Annotated in this window: 11 protein-coding genes; 1 reads left to right on the top strand and 10 read right to left on the bottom strand. The window is 71.9% G+C overall.

Annotated features, from left to right (window positions below; genetic code table 11):
• Positions 1-156 precede the first annotated feature (156 nt).
• The 8 genes from ACA514_RS25250 to ACA514_RS25215 form a co-directional block, all read right to left on the bottom strand.
• Complete coding sequence (locus tag ACA514_RS25250; RefSeq protein WP_375043691.1) at positions 157-1752, bottom strand: alpha/beta hydrolase; 1596 nt, start codon at positions 1750-1752, stop codon at positions 157-159.
• Between the two features lie 139 nt (positions 1753-1891).
• A complete protein-coding gene (locus ACA514_RS25245; protein ID WP_375043690.1) occupies positions 1892-3496 on the bottom strand; it encodes an alpha/beta fold hydrolase in 1605 nt (534 codons plus the stop codon).
• A gap of 297 nt (positions 3497-3793) precedes the next feature.
• Positions 3794-5446: an alpha/beta hydrolase gene (locus ACA514_RS25240; protein ID WP_375043689.1), complete on the bottom strand. Its 1653-nt coding sequence runs from the start codon at positions 5444-5446 to the stop codon at positions 3794-3796.
• A gap of 350 nt (positions 5447-5796) precedes the next feature.
• Positions 5797-6990 (bottom strand): flavodoxin-dependent (E)-4-hydroxy-3-methylbut-2-enyl-diphosphate synthase, encoded by a 1194-nt coding sequence (gene ispG, locus ACA514_RS25235; RefSeq protein WP_375043688.1) that lies wholly within the window; start codon positions 6988-6990, stop codon positions 5797-5799.
• 109 nt (positions 6991-7099) lie between these two features.
• Positions 7100-8299 carry an RIP metalloprotease gene (locus ACA514_RS25230; RefSeq protein ID WP_375043687.1) on the bottom strand — a complete coding sequence of 400 codons (1200 nt, stop codon included), beginning with the start codon at positions 8297-8299 and terminating at the stop codon, positions 7100-7102.
• A gap of 108 nt (positions 8300-8407) precedes the next feature.
• Positions 8408-9628 carry a 1-deoxy-D-xylulose-5-phosphate reductoisomerase gene (gene dxr, locus ACA514_RS25225; protein ID WP_375043686.1) on the bottom strand — a complete coding sequence of 407 codons (1221 nt, stop codon included), beginning with the start codon at positions 9626-9628 and terminating at the stop codon, positions 8408-8410.
• A 622-nt stretch (positions 9629-10250) separates the two neighbouring features.
• Entirely contained in the window at positions 10251-11525 is a 1275-nt protein-coding gene (locus ACA514_RS25220; protein WP_375043685.1) for an extracellular solute-binding protein, read from the bottom strand.
• A gap of 418 nt (positions 11526-11943) precedes the next feature.
• Entirely contained in the window at positions 11944-12291 is a 348-nt protein-coding gene (locus tag ACA514_RS25215) for a hypothetical protein (protein WP_375043684.1), read from the bottom strand.
• Between the two features lie 360 nt (positions 12292-12651).
• Here ACA514_RS25215 and ACA514_RS25210 point away from each other — a divergent pair, with 360 nt between their 5' ends.
• Positions 12652-14202, top strand: coding sequence for a phospholipid carrier-dependent glycosyltransferase (locus tag ACA514_RS25210; RefSeq protein ID WP_375043683.1), 1551 nt, complete (start codon positions 12652-12654; stop codon positions 14200-14202).
• Here the strand turns inward: ACA514_RS25210 and ACA514_RS25205 are convergent.
• Both ACA514_RS25205 and ACA514_RS25200 read right to left on the bottom strand, forming a co-directional pair.
• The gene (locus ACA514_RS25205) at positions 14138-15643 is read right to left on the bottom strand and encodes a CoA-acylating methylmalonate-semialdehyde dehydrogenase (RefSeq protein WP_375043682.1); all 1506 of its coding nucleotides are present in this window, start codon (positions 15641-15643) and stop codon (positions 14138-14140) included. The two genes, ACA514_RS25210 and ACA514_RS25205, sit on opposite strands and share 65 nt — an antisense overlap.
• Positions 15643-16974, bottom strand: a complete 1332-nt coding sequence (locus ACA514_RS25200) for an aspartate aminotransferase family protein (protein WP_375043681.1) — start codon at positions 16972-16974, stop codon at positions 15643-15645. Before ACA514_RS25200 ends, ACA514_RS25205 begins: the two co-directional genes overlap by 1 nt.
• Between the last annotated feature and the right edge of the window lie 60 nt (positions 16975-17034).

Below are 17034 nucleotides of genomic sequence, written 5' to 3'. Positions count from 1 at the left end.
GGCGCGGTCTCCCGGGGCGCGGCTCCCCGGCCGGCCTTCCGGGGCACGGCGGCGGCCGGCGCGGCGTACAGCACTGTCAGCACCACGCCGACAAGCCTATGCCGTCCCCGGCCCTGCCACCTCCACCGGCTCCCTACCGGCCGGTTCGCGGGCGTTTCACCGGCCGGCGGCGTGGTGCGACCGGCCGCGCTTCTTCTTCACGGGCTTGGGCTGCGGCGGCGCCGGGGCCCTGCAGGTGGCGTCGGGGCCCGGCTTGTCCGCCGGAAGGGCGCCCCTGCCCAGGTAGGCGGCGACGGCGCGGTCGACGCAGCGGTCGCCCGACAGCGACACCCCGTGGTTGCCGCCTCCGACCTGCGCGAGCAGCCGGGACGTGGGGAACAGCCGGTGGGTCTCCAGCGCGCCCGGATAGGGCGTGGCAGCGTCCTCGGTGGCCTGCACCAGCAGCATCGGGGCGAGCGGCCCGCGGGCCCCCACCGCGGGCGGCGGCCCGCCCGGTGCGCCCCAGAACGCGCAGGGCGCGTTGTACCAGGTGTTGCTCCAGGTCTCGAACTTGTAGCCGGCGCGATAGAGCCGCCGGCTGTCGGCGTGCCAGCGTTCCCAGTCGCGGGGCCAGGCGGCGTCGCGGCACTGGACGGCGTTGTAGACGGCGTAGTTGTTCTGGTCCAGCCAGGTCGGCGGCTGCCAGGCCCTGCGCAGCGGGCCCGGGTCGTGCCGGACGGCGTACGCCGACAGCGCGGCGGCGTGCGCGGGCCAGCCGTAGTCGCCGTAGCCGTCGGCGAGGAACAGGTCGTCCAGCTCGTCCGGGCCGAACTTGCCGTCGATCGGCTTGGCCTTGAGCGCGGCGCGGGCGCGGGCGTAGGCGGCGGCGACCCGGTCGCCGGTCTTCCCGAGCCGGTAGATCGCGTGGTGCCGGGCCGCCCAGCCGAAGAACGCCTTGATCCGCTTCTCGAACGCCACGTTCTGGTCGAGGTTGTCGCCGTACCAGACGCCGCTGGGCTTGACCACGCTGTCGAGGACCATGCGGCGGACGCGCCCGGGGTAGGTCGAGGCGTACACCGCGCCGAGGTAGGTGCCGTACGAGTAGCCGAAGTAGTTGATCTTCTGCTGGTGCAGCGCCCGCCGGATCGCGTCCATGTCGCGCACCCAGTCGGCCGTCCCCATGTGCGGCAGGACCTTGCCGTACTTCTTCGCGCAGTCGTCCGCGTAGGCCTGGGCGCGCTTCTTCCAGGCGCGCTCCGCCGCGGCGTTCTCCGGGATGGTGTCGGGGCGGGCGCGCCCGGGATCCTGGTAGCTCTTGTCGCAGACCAGCGCGGGCCTGCTGGCGCCGACGCCGCGCGGGTCGAAGCCGATCCAGTCGTAGGACGCGGCGACGCTCTTCGGCATCGCCGCGTGGAAGACGCCCGCGAGGTCGCGGCCGTGTGCGCCGGGGCCGCCCCGGTTGAGCAGCACGACGCCCTGGCTCTTCTTCGCGGTGTGCCGCACCCGCGACAGCGCGAGGGTGATCTGCTCGCCGTCCGGGCGGGCGTAGTCCAGCGGGACGCGCAGCGTCGCGCACTGCAGGCCCTTCAGGCGGCCGCCCTCGACCGGGTCCTTGGCGGGGCAGGCGTGCCAGGCGAGCCCGGAGGGCCGGGGAGCGGGGTCGGGACCGGGCCGTCCGGGGGCGGCGGTCGCGGGCGCTCCGGCGGTGCCGCCGAGCGCGGCCGCCGCGACGGCCGTCGCGGCGACGGCCCTTCTTCCAGCGTGGTTCAGCACTCCCGCTTTCTACCGGCGCGCGCCCGCGCGCCGCGGGAACCTCCGGGTTCGCGCGATTCCCGGCGAAAACGGATCTCGCGGCGCACCCGTCCGGTGGAGGGACGGGCGCGCCGCGAGCATCACGCGGTGAACCGGGGCGTTACGGACGGCCGACCGGCAGGTCCTTGCCCGCGACGGCGCCGGCGGCCTTGGCCGTCATCGCCGTCGGGTTCGGGTCGTTCAGCGCCGGGAGGGCGTTGCAGTAGGCGTCCGCGCCCTTGCTGCTCTTCGGCAGCGCCCCGCTGTCGAGGTAGGCGGCGACCTTGTCGTCCAGGCACGCGTTGCCGTTCAGCGTGTTGGCGTGGGTCTTGCCGCCGACCTCGAGGACGAGCCGCGAGGACGGGAACACCTTGTGCATGTTGTAGCCGCCGGCGACCGGGGTCGCGGCGTCCTGCGACGACTGCACGAGCAGCATGCCCGGCAGGCCCTTGCTCGCCTTCAGCTTGAGGGCGGGGCCGCCCTGGAACGGCCAGTACGCGATGGGCGCGTTGAACCAGACGTTGCTCCAGGTGTTGAAGCGGTAGCCCTCCTTGTAGAGCTTGGCCGCGTCGTCGTGCCACTTGTTCCAGTTCCGCGGCCACTTGGCGTCGGCCGCCTGGACGGCGTTGTAGACGGCGAAGTCGTTGTCCTCGCCGCCGGTGTTCAGCCAGTCGAGCAGGCCGGAGGCGTCCTTGTTGTTCACCCAGTCCGACAGGGCCTGCGCGAACGGGATGTAGTAGCCGGTGTTGTAGCCGGCGGTCAGGACGATGTCGTCGAGCTCGTCCGGGCCGATCTTGCCGCCGATCGGGGACTTCTTCGCGGCGGCGCGCACGGCGTAGTACTTGGCCTCGACGGCCTTCTCGGACGTGCCGAGGTGGTAGACCGAGTCCCACTTGCCGGTCCACGCCCACCAGGACTTCATGTTCCGCTCGAACGCCTTGTCCTGCTCGAGCTGGGCGTCGTACCAGACCGTCTTCGGGTTGACGTTGCCGTCCAGCACCATGTGCTTCACGCGGTTCGGGAACAGCGTGGCGTAGGTGGCGCCGAAGTAGGTGCCGTAGGAGAAGCCGTACCAGCTGATCTTCTGCTGGCCGAGCGCGCCGCGGATGGTGTCGACGTCGCGGGCGGCGTCGGTGGTGCGCATGTGCGGCAGCATCCAGCCGAACTTGCGCTGGCAGTCCTGCGCGTACTTCTTCGCCTTGGCCTTCCAGACGGCCTCGTCCTTGGCCGAGTGCGGCACGTAGTCGGGCCGGATCGGGTCGTACCAGGTCTTGTCGCAGGTCAGCGCGGGCTGGCTGGAGCCGACGCCGCGCGGGTCGAAGCCAATGATGTCGTACTTGGCGGCGGTGGCGGCGTGGCCGACGCCGCCCATCCAGCGGGCCAGGGCGGGCGCGTACTCGATGCCGGTGCCGCCGGGTCCGCCCGGGTTGACGAACAGCACGCCCTGGTAGTTCTTCTCGTCGGTGTGCTTGTAGCGCGACACCGCGATGGAGATCTTGCGGCCGTTCGGCTTGGCGTAGTCGAGCGGCACCTGGACCTGGGCGCATTCGGCCTTGTTCATCGGGTCGTCCGGGCCGCTGACCTCGCACTTGCCCCAGTTGATCCCGCTCGCCGCGACCGGGGCCGCGGCCGACGGGCCGGCGGCGGCGTTCGCGGAGACGGCGGCCACGGTGCCGCCGCCCGCCGCCACGGCCGCCGCGGCCGTGGCGATGACGATCCTCTTCACTTGACCCCCTTGGGAATCGGCGGCTCCGGAGCCCCGGTCGGGCTCGGAGGGGGGAGCAGCGCCGATGCAGAGCGGATGCGTGGATTGCGTGGAGATTGTGGCGTTTCTGGGCGATATGGCGGGAGAGCCCATCGTGACCAGATATGAAATCGTGACAAGATCCACGACTGTTCGTGATGTCGACGGCCCTGGCGCGCGACCCCTGCGCGGCGCGCGAAGAGGGCCCCGGGGATCGCTCCCCGGGGCCCTCCTCTGCCGTTCCACGGCCCGGCCTGATGGATCAGCCGGTCACGGGGTTCAGCGGATGACGTCGTCGCTCAGCCGAGCCGCCTTCGTCACCGTCGTGGACAGCGACTTGGCGGACGCCTGCGCCGGCGGCACCGGGTCGCCGAGCTGCGGGACGTGCGTGACCGAACGGCCCGGACGCTCCCCGGTCAGGAAGTACCGGTCGAAGATGGCGTCCACGGCCGCCGAACCGCGGTGCACGATGCAGTGCGTGCGGTCGCCGTCCTGGATCACCAGCTGCGAGCCCTTCAGCCGGCGGTGCATGTCGAGCGTGCCGGCGAGCGGCGTCGCCGCGTCCTCGCTGCCCTCGAACTGCAGGATGTTGCGCGGCAGCGCGGGGTTGCGCCCGACGTTCACCGGCGTGCCGGCCTTGGCGGGCCAGGTCAGGCACGGCGCGTTGAACCACACGTTGCCCCAGGTGAGGAACGGGTGCTCCTTGTTGATCTTGACGTTGTCGCGCTCCCACTTCGCCCAGCTCGTCGGCCACTGGACGTCGGTGCACTGCACGGCGTTGTAGACGGCGAACTCGTTGTCGTCCGCACCGCCGGTCGTCTGCGCGCCGAAGGTGCCCACGAACGTCGCGGTGTCACCGGTCTTGTAGGCGCCGAGGCCCACCGCGTAGCCGTTCCACAGCGACTGGCTGCGCCGGTAGGCGGCGTTCTGGATCACGTCGGTGAGCTCGTCCGGGCCGACGGCGAACTTCTGGCCGCTGTCCGGGTCGGTGTAGTACACCGGCTTGGTCTTGAGCGTGGCGCGCAGCTTGTAGAAGAACGAGCGCACGGCCTGCTGCGTCGTGCCCAGGTGGTAGACGGAGTCGTACTTGGCGATCCACCCGAAGTAGTAGTCCATGTTCTTGTCGAACTGGACGTCCTGGTTCAGGTTGGCGTCGTACCACACGTCCGACGGGCCGACGTTGCCGTCCAGCACCATCCGGCCCACGGTCTTCGGGAACATCGTCGCGTAGACCGAGCCGAGGTAGGTGCCGTACGAGGCGCCGTAGTAGTCGAGCTTCTTGTCGCTCAGCGCCTTGCGGATCGACTCCATGTCGCGGACGGAGTCGGTCGTCTTGATGTGGTTCAGCAGGCCGATCTTGTCGGCCTTCCTGCACGCGTCCGTGTACGCCTTCGACTTCTTCAGCCAGACGGAGACCGAGGCGCGGTCACCGGTGCCGTAGTCGGGGCGGGGGGCGTTGGTGTAGTTCGGGTCGCAGCTCAGCGACGGGACGCTCATCCCGACGCCGCGCGGGTCGAACCCGATGACGTTGTAGGCGTCCTTCACCGCGGCGGAGTTCTGCGCGAACACGCGCGGGCCGAACAGCGCGCCGCCGCCGCCCGGTCCGCCCGGGTTCACCACCATGTCGCCCTTGGCGGCGCCCGTGCCGGTGTGCGGGGTGCGGGTCAGCTGCAGGGTGATCTTCGTGCCGTTCGGCCTGGTGTAGTCCAGCGGCACCTTCAGCTCGCCGCACTGCACGATCTTGGAGACCGGGTAGAGCCCGTCGTACAGGTCGTGGACCTGCTGGACGAAGTCCGCCGGGCAGGCGTGCCACGTCACCGCGGCGGGGTCGAACCCCGTGGCCGCTGACGGGCCCGCGGCCTGTGCGCTCGCGGTGCCGAGCCCGGTCAGCCCGAGCCCGGCCACCGCGGCCACGACGACAGTCCTCTTCACACATCCCCCTCATCTGCCGACTCCAATGAGTCGGACATTTGGGTAAACAAGTGAAGATTGTTGTCCTGCGGACAAGTCCGACAACAGGGCTTGTCGTGACCAGATGCGGAATCGTGACAAGATTCGCGGAACTTTGTGATCCGCCCGAACGTCGCAGTTCCGGGCATTCTGCAGGGCGACCCGCCGGCGCCCGCCCGGGACGCGCCCGCCGGACCCGCGGCCACCGGCCACAACGTGGAAAAGGGCCCCCGGGCTCATCGCCCGAGGACCCTTTTGGGTCCGTCCCGACCGCCTACACGGCCGTCAACTCACCTGCCGGCCCCGGCGTCCCGCCGGCGCCGAGTGCGGCGTCAGCTCACCACCACCTGCGCGCCCGGGCCGGACACCGACCCGTCCTCGCCGACCTCGATCCCCATGTCGTCGGCGATGCGCATGGCCTCCTCGATCAGGGTCTCCACGATCTGCGCCTCCGGCACGGTCTTGACGACCTCGCCCTTGACGAAGATCTGGCCCTTGCCGTTGCCGGACGCGACGCCGAGGTCGGCCTCCCGCGCCTCGCCGGGGCCGTTCACGACGCAGCCCATCACCGCGACGCGCAGCGGCACCGGGAAGTCCTTCAGGCCCGCGGTGACCTGCTCGGCCAGCGTGTAGACGTCCACCTGCGCGCGCCCGCACGACGGGCACGACACGATCTCCAGGCCGCGCTGCCGCAGCCCGAGCGACTCCAGGATCGCCGTGCCGACCTTGACCTCCTCGACCGGAGGCGCCGACAGCGACACCCGGATCGTGTCGCCGATCCCCTCGGCCAGCAGCGCGCCGAACGCCACCGCGGACTTCACCGTGCCCTGGAAGGCGGGCCCGGCCTCGGTGACGCCGAGGTGCAGCGGGTACTCGCAGGCGGCGGCGAGCTTGCGGTAGGCCTGGACCATCACGACGGGGTCGTTGTGCTTGACCGAGATCTTGATGTCGCGGAAGCCGTGCTCCTCGAACAGCGAGCACTCCCACAGCGCCGACTCGACCAGCGCGTCCGGGGTGGCCTTGCCGTACTTCTCCAGCAGCCGCTTGTCCAGCGAGCCGGCGTTGACGCCGATCCGGATCGGCACGCCCGCGTCCTGCGCGGCGCGCGCGATCTCGCCGACCTTGTCGTCGAACTTCTTGATGTTGCCGGGGTTGACCCGGACCGCCGCGCAGCCCGCGTCGATCGCCGCGAACACGTACTTGGGCTGGAAGTGGATGTCGGCGATGACGGGGATCGGGGACTTCCTGGCGATGGCCGGCAGCGCCTCGGCGTCGTCCTGCGACGGCACCGCCACCCGGACGATCTGGCACCCCGACGCGGTCAGCTCCGCGATCTGCTGCAGCGTGGCGTTGACGTCGGCGGTGAGGGTCGTGGTCATGGACTGCACCGACACGGGGGCGTCGCCGCCGACCGGCACGCTCCCGACCATGATCTGGCGCGACCTGCGGCGCGGCGCGATCGACCCCTGCGCCCCCTGTCCGTCGCCCTCACCGCGGATCGTCGGAATTCCCAGTGAAACGCTCATCCCTCTCCTCTGACTCGCTTTACCCAGCCTAGGCGCCCCGCATGGCCGACGTGACAGCGACCGGCATGCAATAGTGTGACCGCTCGGCCACGTTCGGTAAACCTCCCGCTCATTGCGGCATCTGCAGGGGGTTGACCAGGTCGGCGAGGATCAGCAGGACGCCGAGCCCCACGAGCACCAGCACCGCCAGATACGTCAAGGGCATGAGCTTGGTCATGTCGACCGTACCGGGATCCGGGCGTCCCCTGATCCCGTTGAAGCGCACCCGCAGCCGCTCGTAGGCGACCACCGCGAGGTGCCCGCCGTCCAGCGGCAGCAGCGGCACCACGTTGAGCGCCCCCAGGAAGATGTTCACCGAGATGACCAGCGACAGATAGAGAGCGACCTTGTCGCGGACGGAGCTGTGCGAGGAGAAGATCTGCCCCGACACCTCCGTCGCGCCGACGACGCTGCCGACCTGGCCGCCGGGCGAGCTCTGCCGCTCGGGGGTGAACAGCTTCGGGACGGCCGACGGCAGGTCCACCACGATCTGCCCCATGCTCCGCACGGTCCGGCCGATGCCGCGCCCGGCGAACACGGCGGCGTTGAGCGGGCCCGTCCGCTCATAGCCGGCCCCGACGACCCGCGCGGACATGCCGACGAACGGCTCCCCGCCGACGTCCGCGAGCCGGATCCGCAGCGTCACCGGGCGCGCGGCGCCGGTGCGCTGGACGACGATCGGGACGGTCTCCCCCGGTTCGGCCCTGTCGATCGCGTCGCGCAGCTGCTCCCAGTCCGCCACGGCCGTGCCGTCGAAGGAGACGACCCGGTCGCCCGCGCGCAGCCCGGCGGCCCGCGCCGGGGACGCCGGGCGGCCGGCGCCGCAGTCGTCCTGCAGCCGGGCCGGGACGCAGGAGCTGACCTGGTCGACGGTCGTGGTCACCGAGCCGGCCTGGCGGACGCCGACCGTCATCGCCATCGCCATCAGCAGCACGAACGCGAACACGAAGTTCACCGCGACGCCCGCCGCGATGACGATCGCGCGCCGCCCGGCGGGCTGCCGGTAGAACGCGCGCGGCCGGTCGGCCTCGTCGACCTCCTCCAGCGGCGTGTAACCGATGATCTTCACGAAGCCGCCGAGCGGGATCGCCTTGACCCCGTACTCGGTCTCGCCGCGGGTGCGCGACCACAGCGTCGGGCCGAACCCGACGAAGTACTGGGTGGCCTTCATCCCGAACCGCTTGGCGGTGAGCAGGTGCCCGCCCTCGTGCAGCATCACCGACACCAGCAGCGCGATGACGAACGCCACCGCGCCCAAGGCGAAGGCCATCCGATCCCCCTCCCGGGGTCAGTGCCGCCCGAGGGGAACTCCCCCGCGCCCCGGCCGGTTCCGCCGCGGGGGACCGTCCCCCGCGCCCCCCGGCCGGCTCCGCCGGGGTCAGTCGAGCCCTGTGATTTCCCTTGTCCGTGCGCGGGCCCAGCCGTCGGCGGCCAGCACATCGTCCAATGCGAGGTCACCGGGCGTTCCGGTCCCGTGTTCCTCCATTACCCGCGTGATCGTGTCGACTATCCCCAGGAACGGGAGCCGTCCGGCGCGGAACGCCTCCACACATTCCTCGTTGGCCGCGTTGTAAACGGCCGGGACGGTCCCGCCCAGCTCGCCGGCGCGGCGGGCGAGCGCGACGGCCGGGAACGCGTCGTGGTCGAGCGGGAACAGCTCCCAGGTGTGCGCCCTCGTCCAGTCGACGCCGGGCGCGGCATCGGGGACGCGGTCCGGCCAGTCGATGCCGAGCGCGATGGGCAGCCGCATGTCGGGCGGGCTGACCTGCGCCATCGTCGACCCGTCGGCGAACTCCACCATCGAGTGGATGAACGACTGCGGGTGCACCATCACCTCGATCCGGTCCATCGGGACGTCGAACAGCAGGTGCGCCTCGATGACCTCCAGCCCCTTGTTCACCAGGGTCGCGGAGTTGATGGTGACGACCGGGCCCATGTCCCAGGTCGGGTGGTTCAGCGCCTGCTCGGGCGTGACGTCGGACAGCTCGGCGCGGGCCCGGCCGCGGAACGGGCCGCCGCTGGCGGTCAGCACCAGCCGCCGCACCTCCGCCGCCCGGCCGCCGCGCAGGCACTGGGCGAGCGCCGAGTGCTCGGAGTCGACCGGGACGATCTGCCCCGGCCGCGCCCGCTCCTTCACCAGCGGCCCGCCGATGATGAGCGACTCCTTGTTCGCGAGCGCGAGCGTGCGTCCCGCGTCGAGCGCGGCGAGGGTGGAGGCCAGGCCGAGCGCGCCCGTCACCCCGTTCAGCACCACGTCGCACGGCCACGCCGCGACCTCGGCGACCGCGTCCGGGCCGGCGACGATCTTCGGGATGGCGTACTCGCCGGCGGCGTAGCCGCGCCGCTTGGCCTCGGCGTAGAACGCGAGCTGGAGCTCCTGCGCGGCGGACGCCTTGGCCACCGCGACGACCTCCGGGCGGAACTCCAGCGCCTGCTCGGCCAGCAGCCCGACCCGCCCGCCGCCGGCCGCGAGGCCCGCGATCCGGAACCGGTCGGGGTTGCGGCGGACGACGTCGAGGGCCTGGGTTCCGATGGAGCCGGTGGAGCCGAGGACGACCAGTTCGCGTGCGGCGGGCGCGGCGGCGCCTGAAGGAGACATCACCGCACCATTGTCGGACATCGCCCGGCGGGCGTCCGCCGATCCCCCGGCCGGCCGCCGATGCCCAGTGATGATCATGAAAGGACGGCCGGACACGTGAGCCTTTGCCGCCCTTTTCACCTTCGCTAGCAGGCACAACACCCGGTCCCACCTATAAAGGAGTGACGTGATTCGACTCCCGCCAGGGGGAGGGGACATGGACCGGACGGGCGAGCCGACGTTCGACCCGGGAGCGCTGAGCCCCGCTCAGCGCCTCGGCGACGCCTGCGTCGTCTGCCGCAAGAAGTGGCCCCGGCCGCGCGTACGCGTCGGCCGCCTGCCGGACTCGTCCGGGGTGTTCGCGTGCGACGACTGCGCACCCGCCCCGCCGGCGCCCCGCACGCCGCGGGGCCCCAGGGAGCCGCTCACGAACGCCGCGCGGCCGGTCGGGGAGCCGGTCCCGGCGCGGGCGACGGCCCTGGACGCCGTCGTCGTGGAGGTCTCTCCAGGGAGAAGGGTGACCCGGGCCTTCGGGGGGACGCCCGGGACCACCCGAGAGGCGCGCCCGGCTGGGGGCGGTCGGGCGCGCCGGAGAGACATCTGACGGCCTCCCCGGCGGTCCGTGTCACGCCGGCCTTCCGCGTCACGCCTTGGTGGACTCGATCCAGGTCGTGGTCCACTCGGCGTAGTCGGTGCAGTCGGTCTTCTTGGACCTGCCGCCGCAGGCGCGGGTCGGCGCGTGCGCGAACATGATCTTGTCGATGTAGTCGCGGTCGCCGACGTGGAAGGCCGTGCAGAAGCCCGCCCGGAGCCGGTCGCCGGAGCACGCCTGCGGGTTGGCCGGGGCGACGCCGGTCCACTCGGCCACCTGCTGCTGCACGTCCGGGGACGCGGTCCACTGCAGCCACTGGTACATGCAGTTGGGGTGCTGGACGCGGGCGCCGATCATCCAGGCGTCCATCCAGCCGGTGACGCCCTCGGCGGGCGCGGCGGCCTGGACGGGCTTGGCGGCGCGGTCCAGCACGTCGACCTCGTAGGGGCCGGCCTCGCCGAGCACGGCCGCTCCCCCGGCGAACGCGCTGATCGTCTCGGCGGGCTGGGCGGCGTACGCCAGCACGTGCGGGCGCTGCCTGGCGAGCACCCGGCCCGCGGCGGCGAGCTGCCGGGTGGTCAGCGAGTAGGGGTCGCCGATCTTGAGCTTGCGGTCGTGGCCCTTGAGGTAGAGGGCGGCCTCGGCGATCGACAGCGGGCTGTCGCGCACGATCAGCCTGCCGGAGTAGCGGCGGGCCTGCCCGGGGTCGAACAGCGCGGCCCAGCTCGCCGGCGGCTGGACGGCCCTGGTGTCGTACATGAGCAGGTTCGCGCCCCACACGTACGGGACGCCGTAGTACTCGCCGTCCTGCCGCAGCAGCCCCCGCAGCTTCGGCTCCAGCTTCTTGTAGCCGTCCACGAGGCTGGTGTTGACCGCGGTGACCTGGTGGTCGGCGATGAGCCGGCCGGCGACCTCCGGCGGCGCGGCGACCCCGTCGTAACGGCGGTCCTTGTCGTGCATGAGGTCGGCCATCTCCTGCGGGGTCTTGACCAGCTTCACGCCGACCTTGCAGCCGGTCCGCTCCTGGAAGGGGGCGACCCAGTCGACCCGCGGGTCGGTGGTGCCGCTCTCCACCGAGCCCGGCAGCGCGAGGAGGTTGAGGGTGCCCTCGCCGGGGCCGAGGGTGCTCGCCACCTTGGCGACGCCGACCGGTTCGGGGTTCTCCTCGCTGCATGCGCCGAGGCCCGCGCCCGCCAGCAGCGTGGCCGCCGCCAGGGCCGTCAGCCGCCCGGCCCGCCTCCCGCCGTCCGCCGCCCGGCCGGCCCTCCGCCGCATGTCGCTCCCGATCCCCTCCGCGGCGCCGTCTCCCGTCGCGGACGGCCCCATCGGCGCAGCGTAGCGTCTCCGGCACCGCGGGGCGGCGGCCGCCCCTGTCCGGGACGTCGGCGAGCGGGTGCCGCCACCGCCATTCGCGACGGTGCCGGCGGCCGTCCGCAAGCCATTCGCCGGTTTTCTGCGCCTATTCTTCCGAGTCACCGCGGCCGTCACCGGGCTTACACGTGATCGCGACTCGTCTTCCCCACTCCGCAAGCCCGGCTGATTCGGCTATGCGGAACCATTCTCGGAGCCATTCCCGTTTCCGCATACGGAAGCCCGTACACGGAAACGACACGGCCCCGGGAGGGCGGCGGGTGCCGGTGTCCGCGCCACACGGAGGTTGCTGGAGAGGGATGTGGCGCGGGCTGCCGCCCTTCCCGGGGCCGCGGCGCAGCCGGTGGACGTGGCGAGGTTGGGGAACAGCGGATCACCTTGCAGTGCTGCCTGGCCACGCGATCACCGGCGCCCGGCTGAGCGGCGGCGGTGTGACGCCCTCGAGACGGAGGAGATTCGAGGGACGCCGCGCGCTCTGCCGGGGGTCGCGGGACGGCCTGGGGCCGTCGCCGATCAGGGGACGCCTGGGTGGGGTGTGCTCGACCACCTCTATCCGTGCGATGAGGGTCTGCGGGTTGTCGGCCTCCAGGAAGTCGCCGGCGCCCGTTCCGCGCGGAGGCAGCGCCCACCAGTGGCGGGTGAACGGTCCGAACCAGATCGTCCAGCCCGGAAATCGCCTTCCGAGCGCGTCGACCTCCGCGGCATGGTCGTCAGCGGTCATAGCGCGGCTCTCCTGCTCGTCCCGTCCCCACCGGTCACCGGACACCGGATCCCGGTTCTGACTCCGGAGCCTGACTTTTAATTTCGCCCCTTTTTATTAAGACAGTGCGATTGTGTCGCCCGTCACAGACACAGTCAATGGGTGTAGCCATTATTCGTCCGTACCGTCCGGACGGAAATCAACGACGGAAATCGACGGGCGTGGGAAAGTACCGGACGCCCGGCCGGGCCTGGCGGTTCGCGCCGCGCGGCCGGGGCGGGATCACCGGGCGCAACCCCGCGTTCACCGGCGCGTCACGGGGCCCGGCTAGCGTGATCCCCTCCCGCGTTCCGACATCGAGCACCGCGAGGGCGGTCACGCGTGCCGTCAAGGCTTTTTGCGCCATTTGTTGCTATCTGGGCGTTTCATCGATATCTCCGCCACGCGCCGTTCGCCCTCGCGCTCGCGGGCGGTGCCGCGCTGCGCTGGACGGCGACGCTCGCCTACCCGCACGGGCTGTGGTTCACCGGCGACTCGTACTTCTACGTCGGCTACGCGCTGCGGCCCACGCCGTCCCCGAGCAAGACCCTCGGCTACTCGTTCGTGCTGCGGCTGCTGGAGCCGCTGCACAGCCTGACCGCCGTCGTGGTCGTCCAGCACCTCATGGGACTGGCGATCGCGGTGATGGCGTACGCGGTGCTGTGCCGCGCCGGACTGCCCGCCTGGGCGTCCGCCCTCGTCACGCTGCCCGTGCTGTACGACGCGTACCAGGTCGAACTCGAACACCTGCTGATGTCCGAGACGCTGTTCATGTTCCTGATCGCGGCCGCGCTGACGCTGCTGCTCTGGCGCGTCCGCGACGGGAAGGGCCCGGCCTGGTGGACGGCCCTGGCCGCGGGCCTCCTGCTCGGCTACGCGGTCCTCGTCCGGTCGGCGGGCGCGCCGCTGATCCCGGTCGCGCTGCTCTGCCTGCTGCTGTGGCGGCGCGGGTGGCGTCCCGCGCTGGCGTTCGGCGCGGCCGCCGCGGTCCCGATCGCCGCCTACGCGCTGTGGTTCCACGCCGAGCGCGGCACCTACGCGCTCACCACGTCCGACGGCATCTACCTGTGGGGGCGGACGGCCGGGTTCGCCGACTGCGCGAAGATGCACCCGCCGCCCGACCAGGCGGCGCTCTGCCTGGACCCGGCGACCAAGGCCGAGAACGACGCGCCCGGCCACCTGATCTGGCGCAGCGACATCCCGCCACGCGAACTGCTGACGCCCGTGGTGTCCCCGGAGGCCAACTCGACACTGCGGGCGTTCTCCGTCCGGGCGATCCTCGCGCAGCCCGGCGACTACCTCCAGGCGATCGGCGACGGCATCGGCCGCGCGTTCAGCCCGCGCCGGTACCACTACCCGAACGCCACGACCGAGCGGCTGTACCACTTCCCCGACCGGCCGCAGCTCTTCCCCAGCGGGCTGGCCTACGCCACCAGGACCGGCCACCCGGGCACGGTGCTGGCGGACGCGATGCACTACGGCCGGACGGGCACGCCGAGCGAGGTCGTCCAGCCCTACGCGGACCGCATGGTCGGCTACCAGAGGCACTGGTTCCTGCCGGGACCGGCGATCGGCGCCGTCTTCGGGCTCGGCGTCGTCGCCGTCGCGGCCGCCCGCCGACGGCGACGCGAGGTCCTACTGGTGTGGGGGACGGCGGCGACGCTGCTGCTGTTCCCCATCGCCAGCGCGGACTTCGACTACCGCTATGTGGTGCCCGCTGTGCCGTTCGCCTGCTTCGCCGTCGGCCTCGGCCTGTCGGCGATACGCGCCCGCGCGGACGGCAAGGACACCGGCCGCGCGGACGCCGGCCGCACGGGCGCCGAGACCGTCAGCCGTTGGTGGGGAAGCCGAGGTTCACGCCGCCGTGAGACGGATCGAGCCAGCGTGCCGTGACGGCCTTGGTGCGCGTGTAGAAGTGCACGCCCTCCATGCCGTGCGCGTGGCTGTCGCCGAACAGCGAGTCCTTCCAGCCGCCGAACGAGTAGTACGCCATCGGCACCGGGATCGGGACGTTGATCCCGACCATGCCGACCTCCACCTCGTTCTGGAAGCGGCGCGCCGCCCCGCCGTCGTTGGTGAAGATCGCGGTGCCGTTGCCGTACGGGTTCGCGGAGATCAGCTCCATGGCCTCCTCGTACGAGCCGGCCCGCACGACCGCGAGCACCGGGCCGAAGATCTCGTCCTTGTAGGCGTCCATCTCCGGGGTGACGTGGTCGAGGACGGTCGGGCCGAGCCAGAAGCCGTCCCCGCCGCCGCCGAGGACGGGGGTCTCGCGGCCGTCGATCGCGAGCGTGGCGCCCTGCGCGACCCCGGACTCCAGGTACGAGGCGACCTTGTCGCGGTGCGCCTTCGTCACCAGCGGGCCCATCTCCGACTCGGGGTGGTCGCCCGGGCCGATCCTGAGCTTCGCGACCCGCTCGCGGATCTTCGCCATCAGCTCGTCGCCGACCGGGTCGACGGCCACCACGACGGAGATCGCCATGCAGCGCTCCCCCGCCGAGCCGAAGCCCGCCGACACCGCCGCGTCCGCGGCGAGGTCCAGGTCGGCGTCCGGCAGCACCAGCATGTGGTTCTTCGCGCCGCCGAGCGCCTGCACGCGCTTGCCGTTCGCCGCGGCCGTCTCGTAGATGTACCTCGCGATCGGCGTGGAGCCGACGAAGCTGACCGCCTTGACGTCCGGGTGGTGCAGCAGGCCGTCCACCGCCGCCTTGTCGCCGTGGACGACGTTGAACACCCCGTCCGGCAAGCCTGCCTCAGCCCACAGCTCGGCCATCCGCACCGACGCCGACGGGTCCTTCTCCGACGGCTTGAGCACGAACGTGTTCCCGCACGCGATCGCGACCGGGAACATCCACATCGGCACCATCGCCGGGAAGTTGAACGGGGTGATCCCGGCCACGACCCCGAGCGGCTGCAGGATCGAGTAGGCGTCCACCCTCGTCGACACGTTCTCCGAGAACCCGCCCTTGAGAAGGTGCGGGATGCCGCAGGCGAACTCCACGACCTCCAGGCCGCGCGCGACCTCGCCGGCCGCGTCCGACCGCACCTTGCCGTGCTCGGCGGAGATCAGCGCGGCCAGTTCGTCGCGGTGCGCGGCCATCAGCTCGCGGAACCGGAACAGCACGGACGTCCGCTTGGAGAGGGAGGCGTCCCGCCAGCCGGGGAACGCGGCCTTCGCGGCGGCCACGGCCGCGTCCACTTCGCCGGCAGAGGCGAAGTCGACGTGCCCGGCGACGCGTCCGGTCGCGGGCTCGTAGATCTCGCCGCGCCGGGCGGCGTCCCCGTCGAAGGGCTTGCCGCCGATCCAGTGGGTGACGTGCTTGCTTTCGGTCATCAGGCGGTCTTTCCGGTTGCGGTCTTCACGGCGGCGTCCGCCGTCACGGACTCCAGCGAGGCGATCAGGACGCCCAGGCCTTCGAGGGCCTCGGCGCCGGTCAGGGTGAGGGGCGGTGCCATGCGCACCACGTTGCCGTACAGGCCGCCCTTGCCGACCAGCAGCCCCCGCTCGCGGGCCGCCTCCATCAGCGCGGCGGCCAGCGGCGGGCTCGGCTCGCCGGTCTCCGGGTCCGCCAACTCGATCGCGAACATCAGGCCCTTGCCGCGGACGTCCTTGACGACCGGGAACCGCGACGACGCCTCGCGCAGCCCCCCGATGATCGTCCGGCCCTGCTTCGCCGCGTTCGCCTGCAGATCGTGGTCCAGCACGTAGTCGAGCGTCGCGTTCGCCGCCGCCATCGAGACCGGGTTGCCGCCGAAGGTGGAGAGCCCGACGGCGTGCAGCGCGTCCATCAGATCGCCGCGCGCGACGACGCCGCCGACCGCGAACCCGTTCCCGAGGCCCTTGGCGAAGGTCATCATGTCGGGCGTCACGCCGTGGCTGTCGATGCCCCAGAAGCCCTGGCCCGTGCGGCCCCACCCCGTCTGCACCTCGTCGGAGACGAACAGGATGCCCGCCTCGTCCAGGACCTCCTTGTAGGCGGCGAACAGCCCGTCCGGCGCCATCGTGAACCCGCCGACGCCCTGGATCGGCTCCGCGATCAGCGCCGCGACGTCGCCGCCGGTCGCGGTCGCCAGGACGTGCCGCAGGTCCTGCACGCACGCGTCGATGTACGCCTCGTCCGACATGCCGGCGAACTGCGGGAGGTGCCGGTCCGTGCCGTGCAGGAAGTGCACGTTCAGCGGCGAGTAGGACAGGTTCGTCCACGCCCGGTTGCCGGTGATGCCCGTCGCGCCGAACGAGCGGCCGTGGTAGCTCTGCCGCATCGCGAGGACCTGGTCGCTGCGGCGCGCGTACGCGGCCAGCAGCAGCGCCGTCTCGTTCGCCTCCGTGCCGGAGTTGGCGAAGAACACCTTGGCGTCCGGGATGCCGGACAGCCGGGCGATCTTCTCGGCCAGCTCGACCTGGCCGCGCAGCAGGTAGGCGGTGGAGGTGTGCACGACGCCGGTGGCGAGCTGCCGCTCCACCGCCTCCCGCACCTCGGGCACGTCGTACCCGATCATGTTGGTGAGGATGCCCGTGAAGAAGTCGAGGTAGCCGTTGCCCTCGGCGTCGGTCACGCGGTTTCCCTTGCCGCCGACGATCTCGATGGGGTCCTGGTAGTTGAGCGCCATCCAGGACGGCATGACCGCCCTGTGGCGCCGGAGCAGGTTCGCGTGTTCCGACATGGCCCAAGTGTCGTTCGGGCGGAACCGCGGGGCCAGCGGCAGAGTGTCACGACACCGGCC

The organism is Actinomadura sp. NTSP31, from assembly GCF_041951385.1.
Lineage (GTDB): Bacteria > Actinomycetota > Actinomycetes > Streptosporangiales > Streptosporangiaceae > Spirillospora > Spirillospora napierensis.
This window is presented reverse-complemented; position numbering and strand designations above follow the sequence as displayed.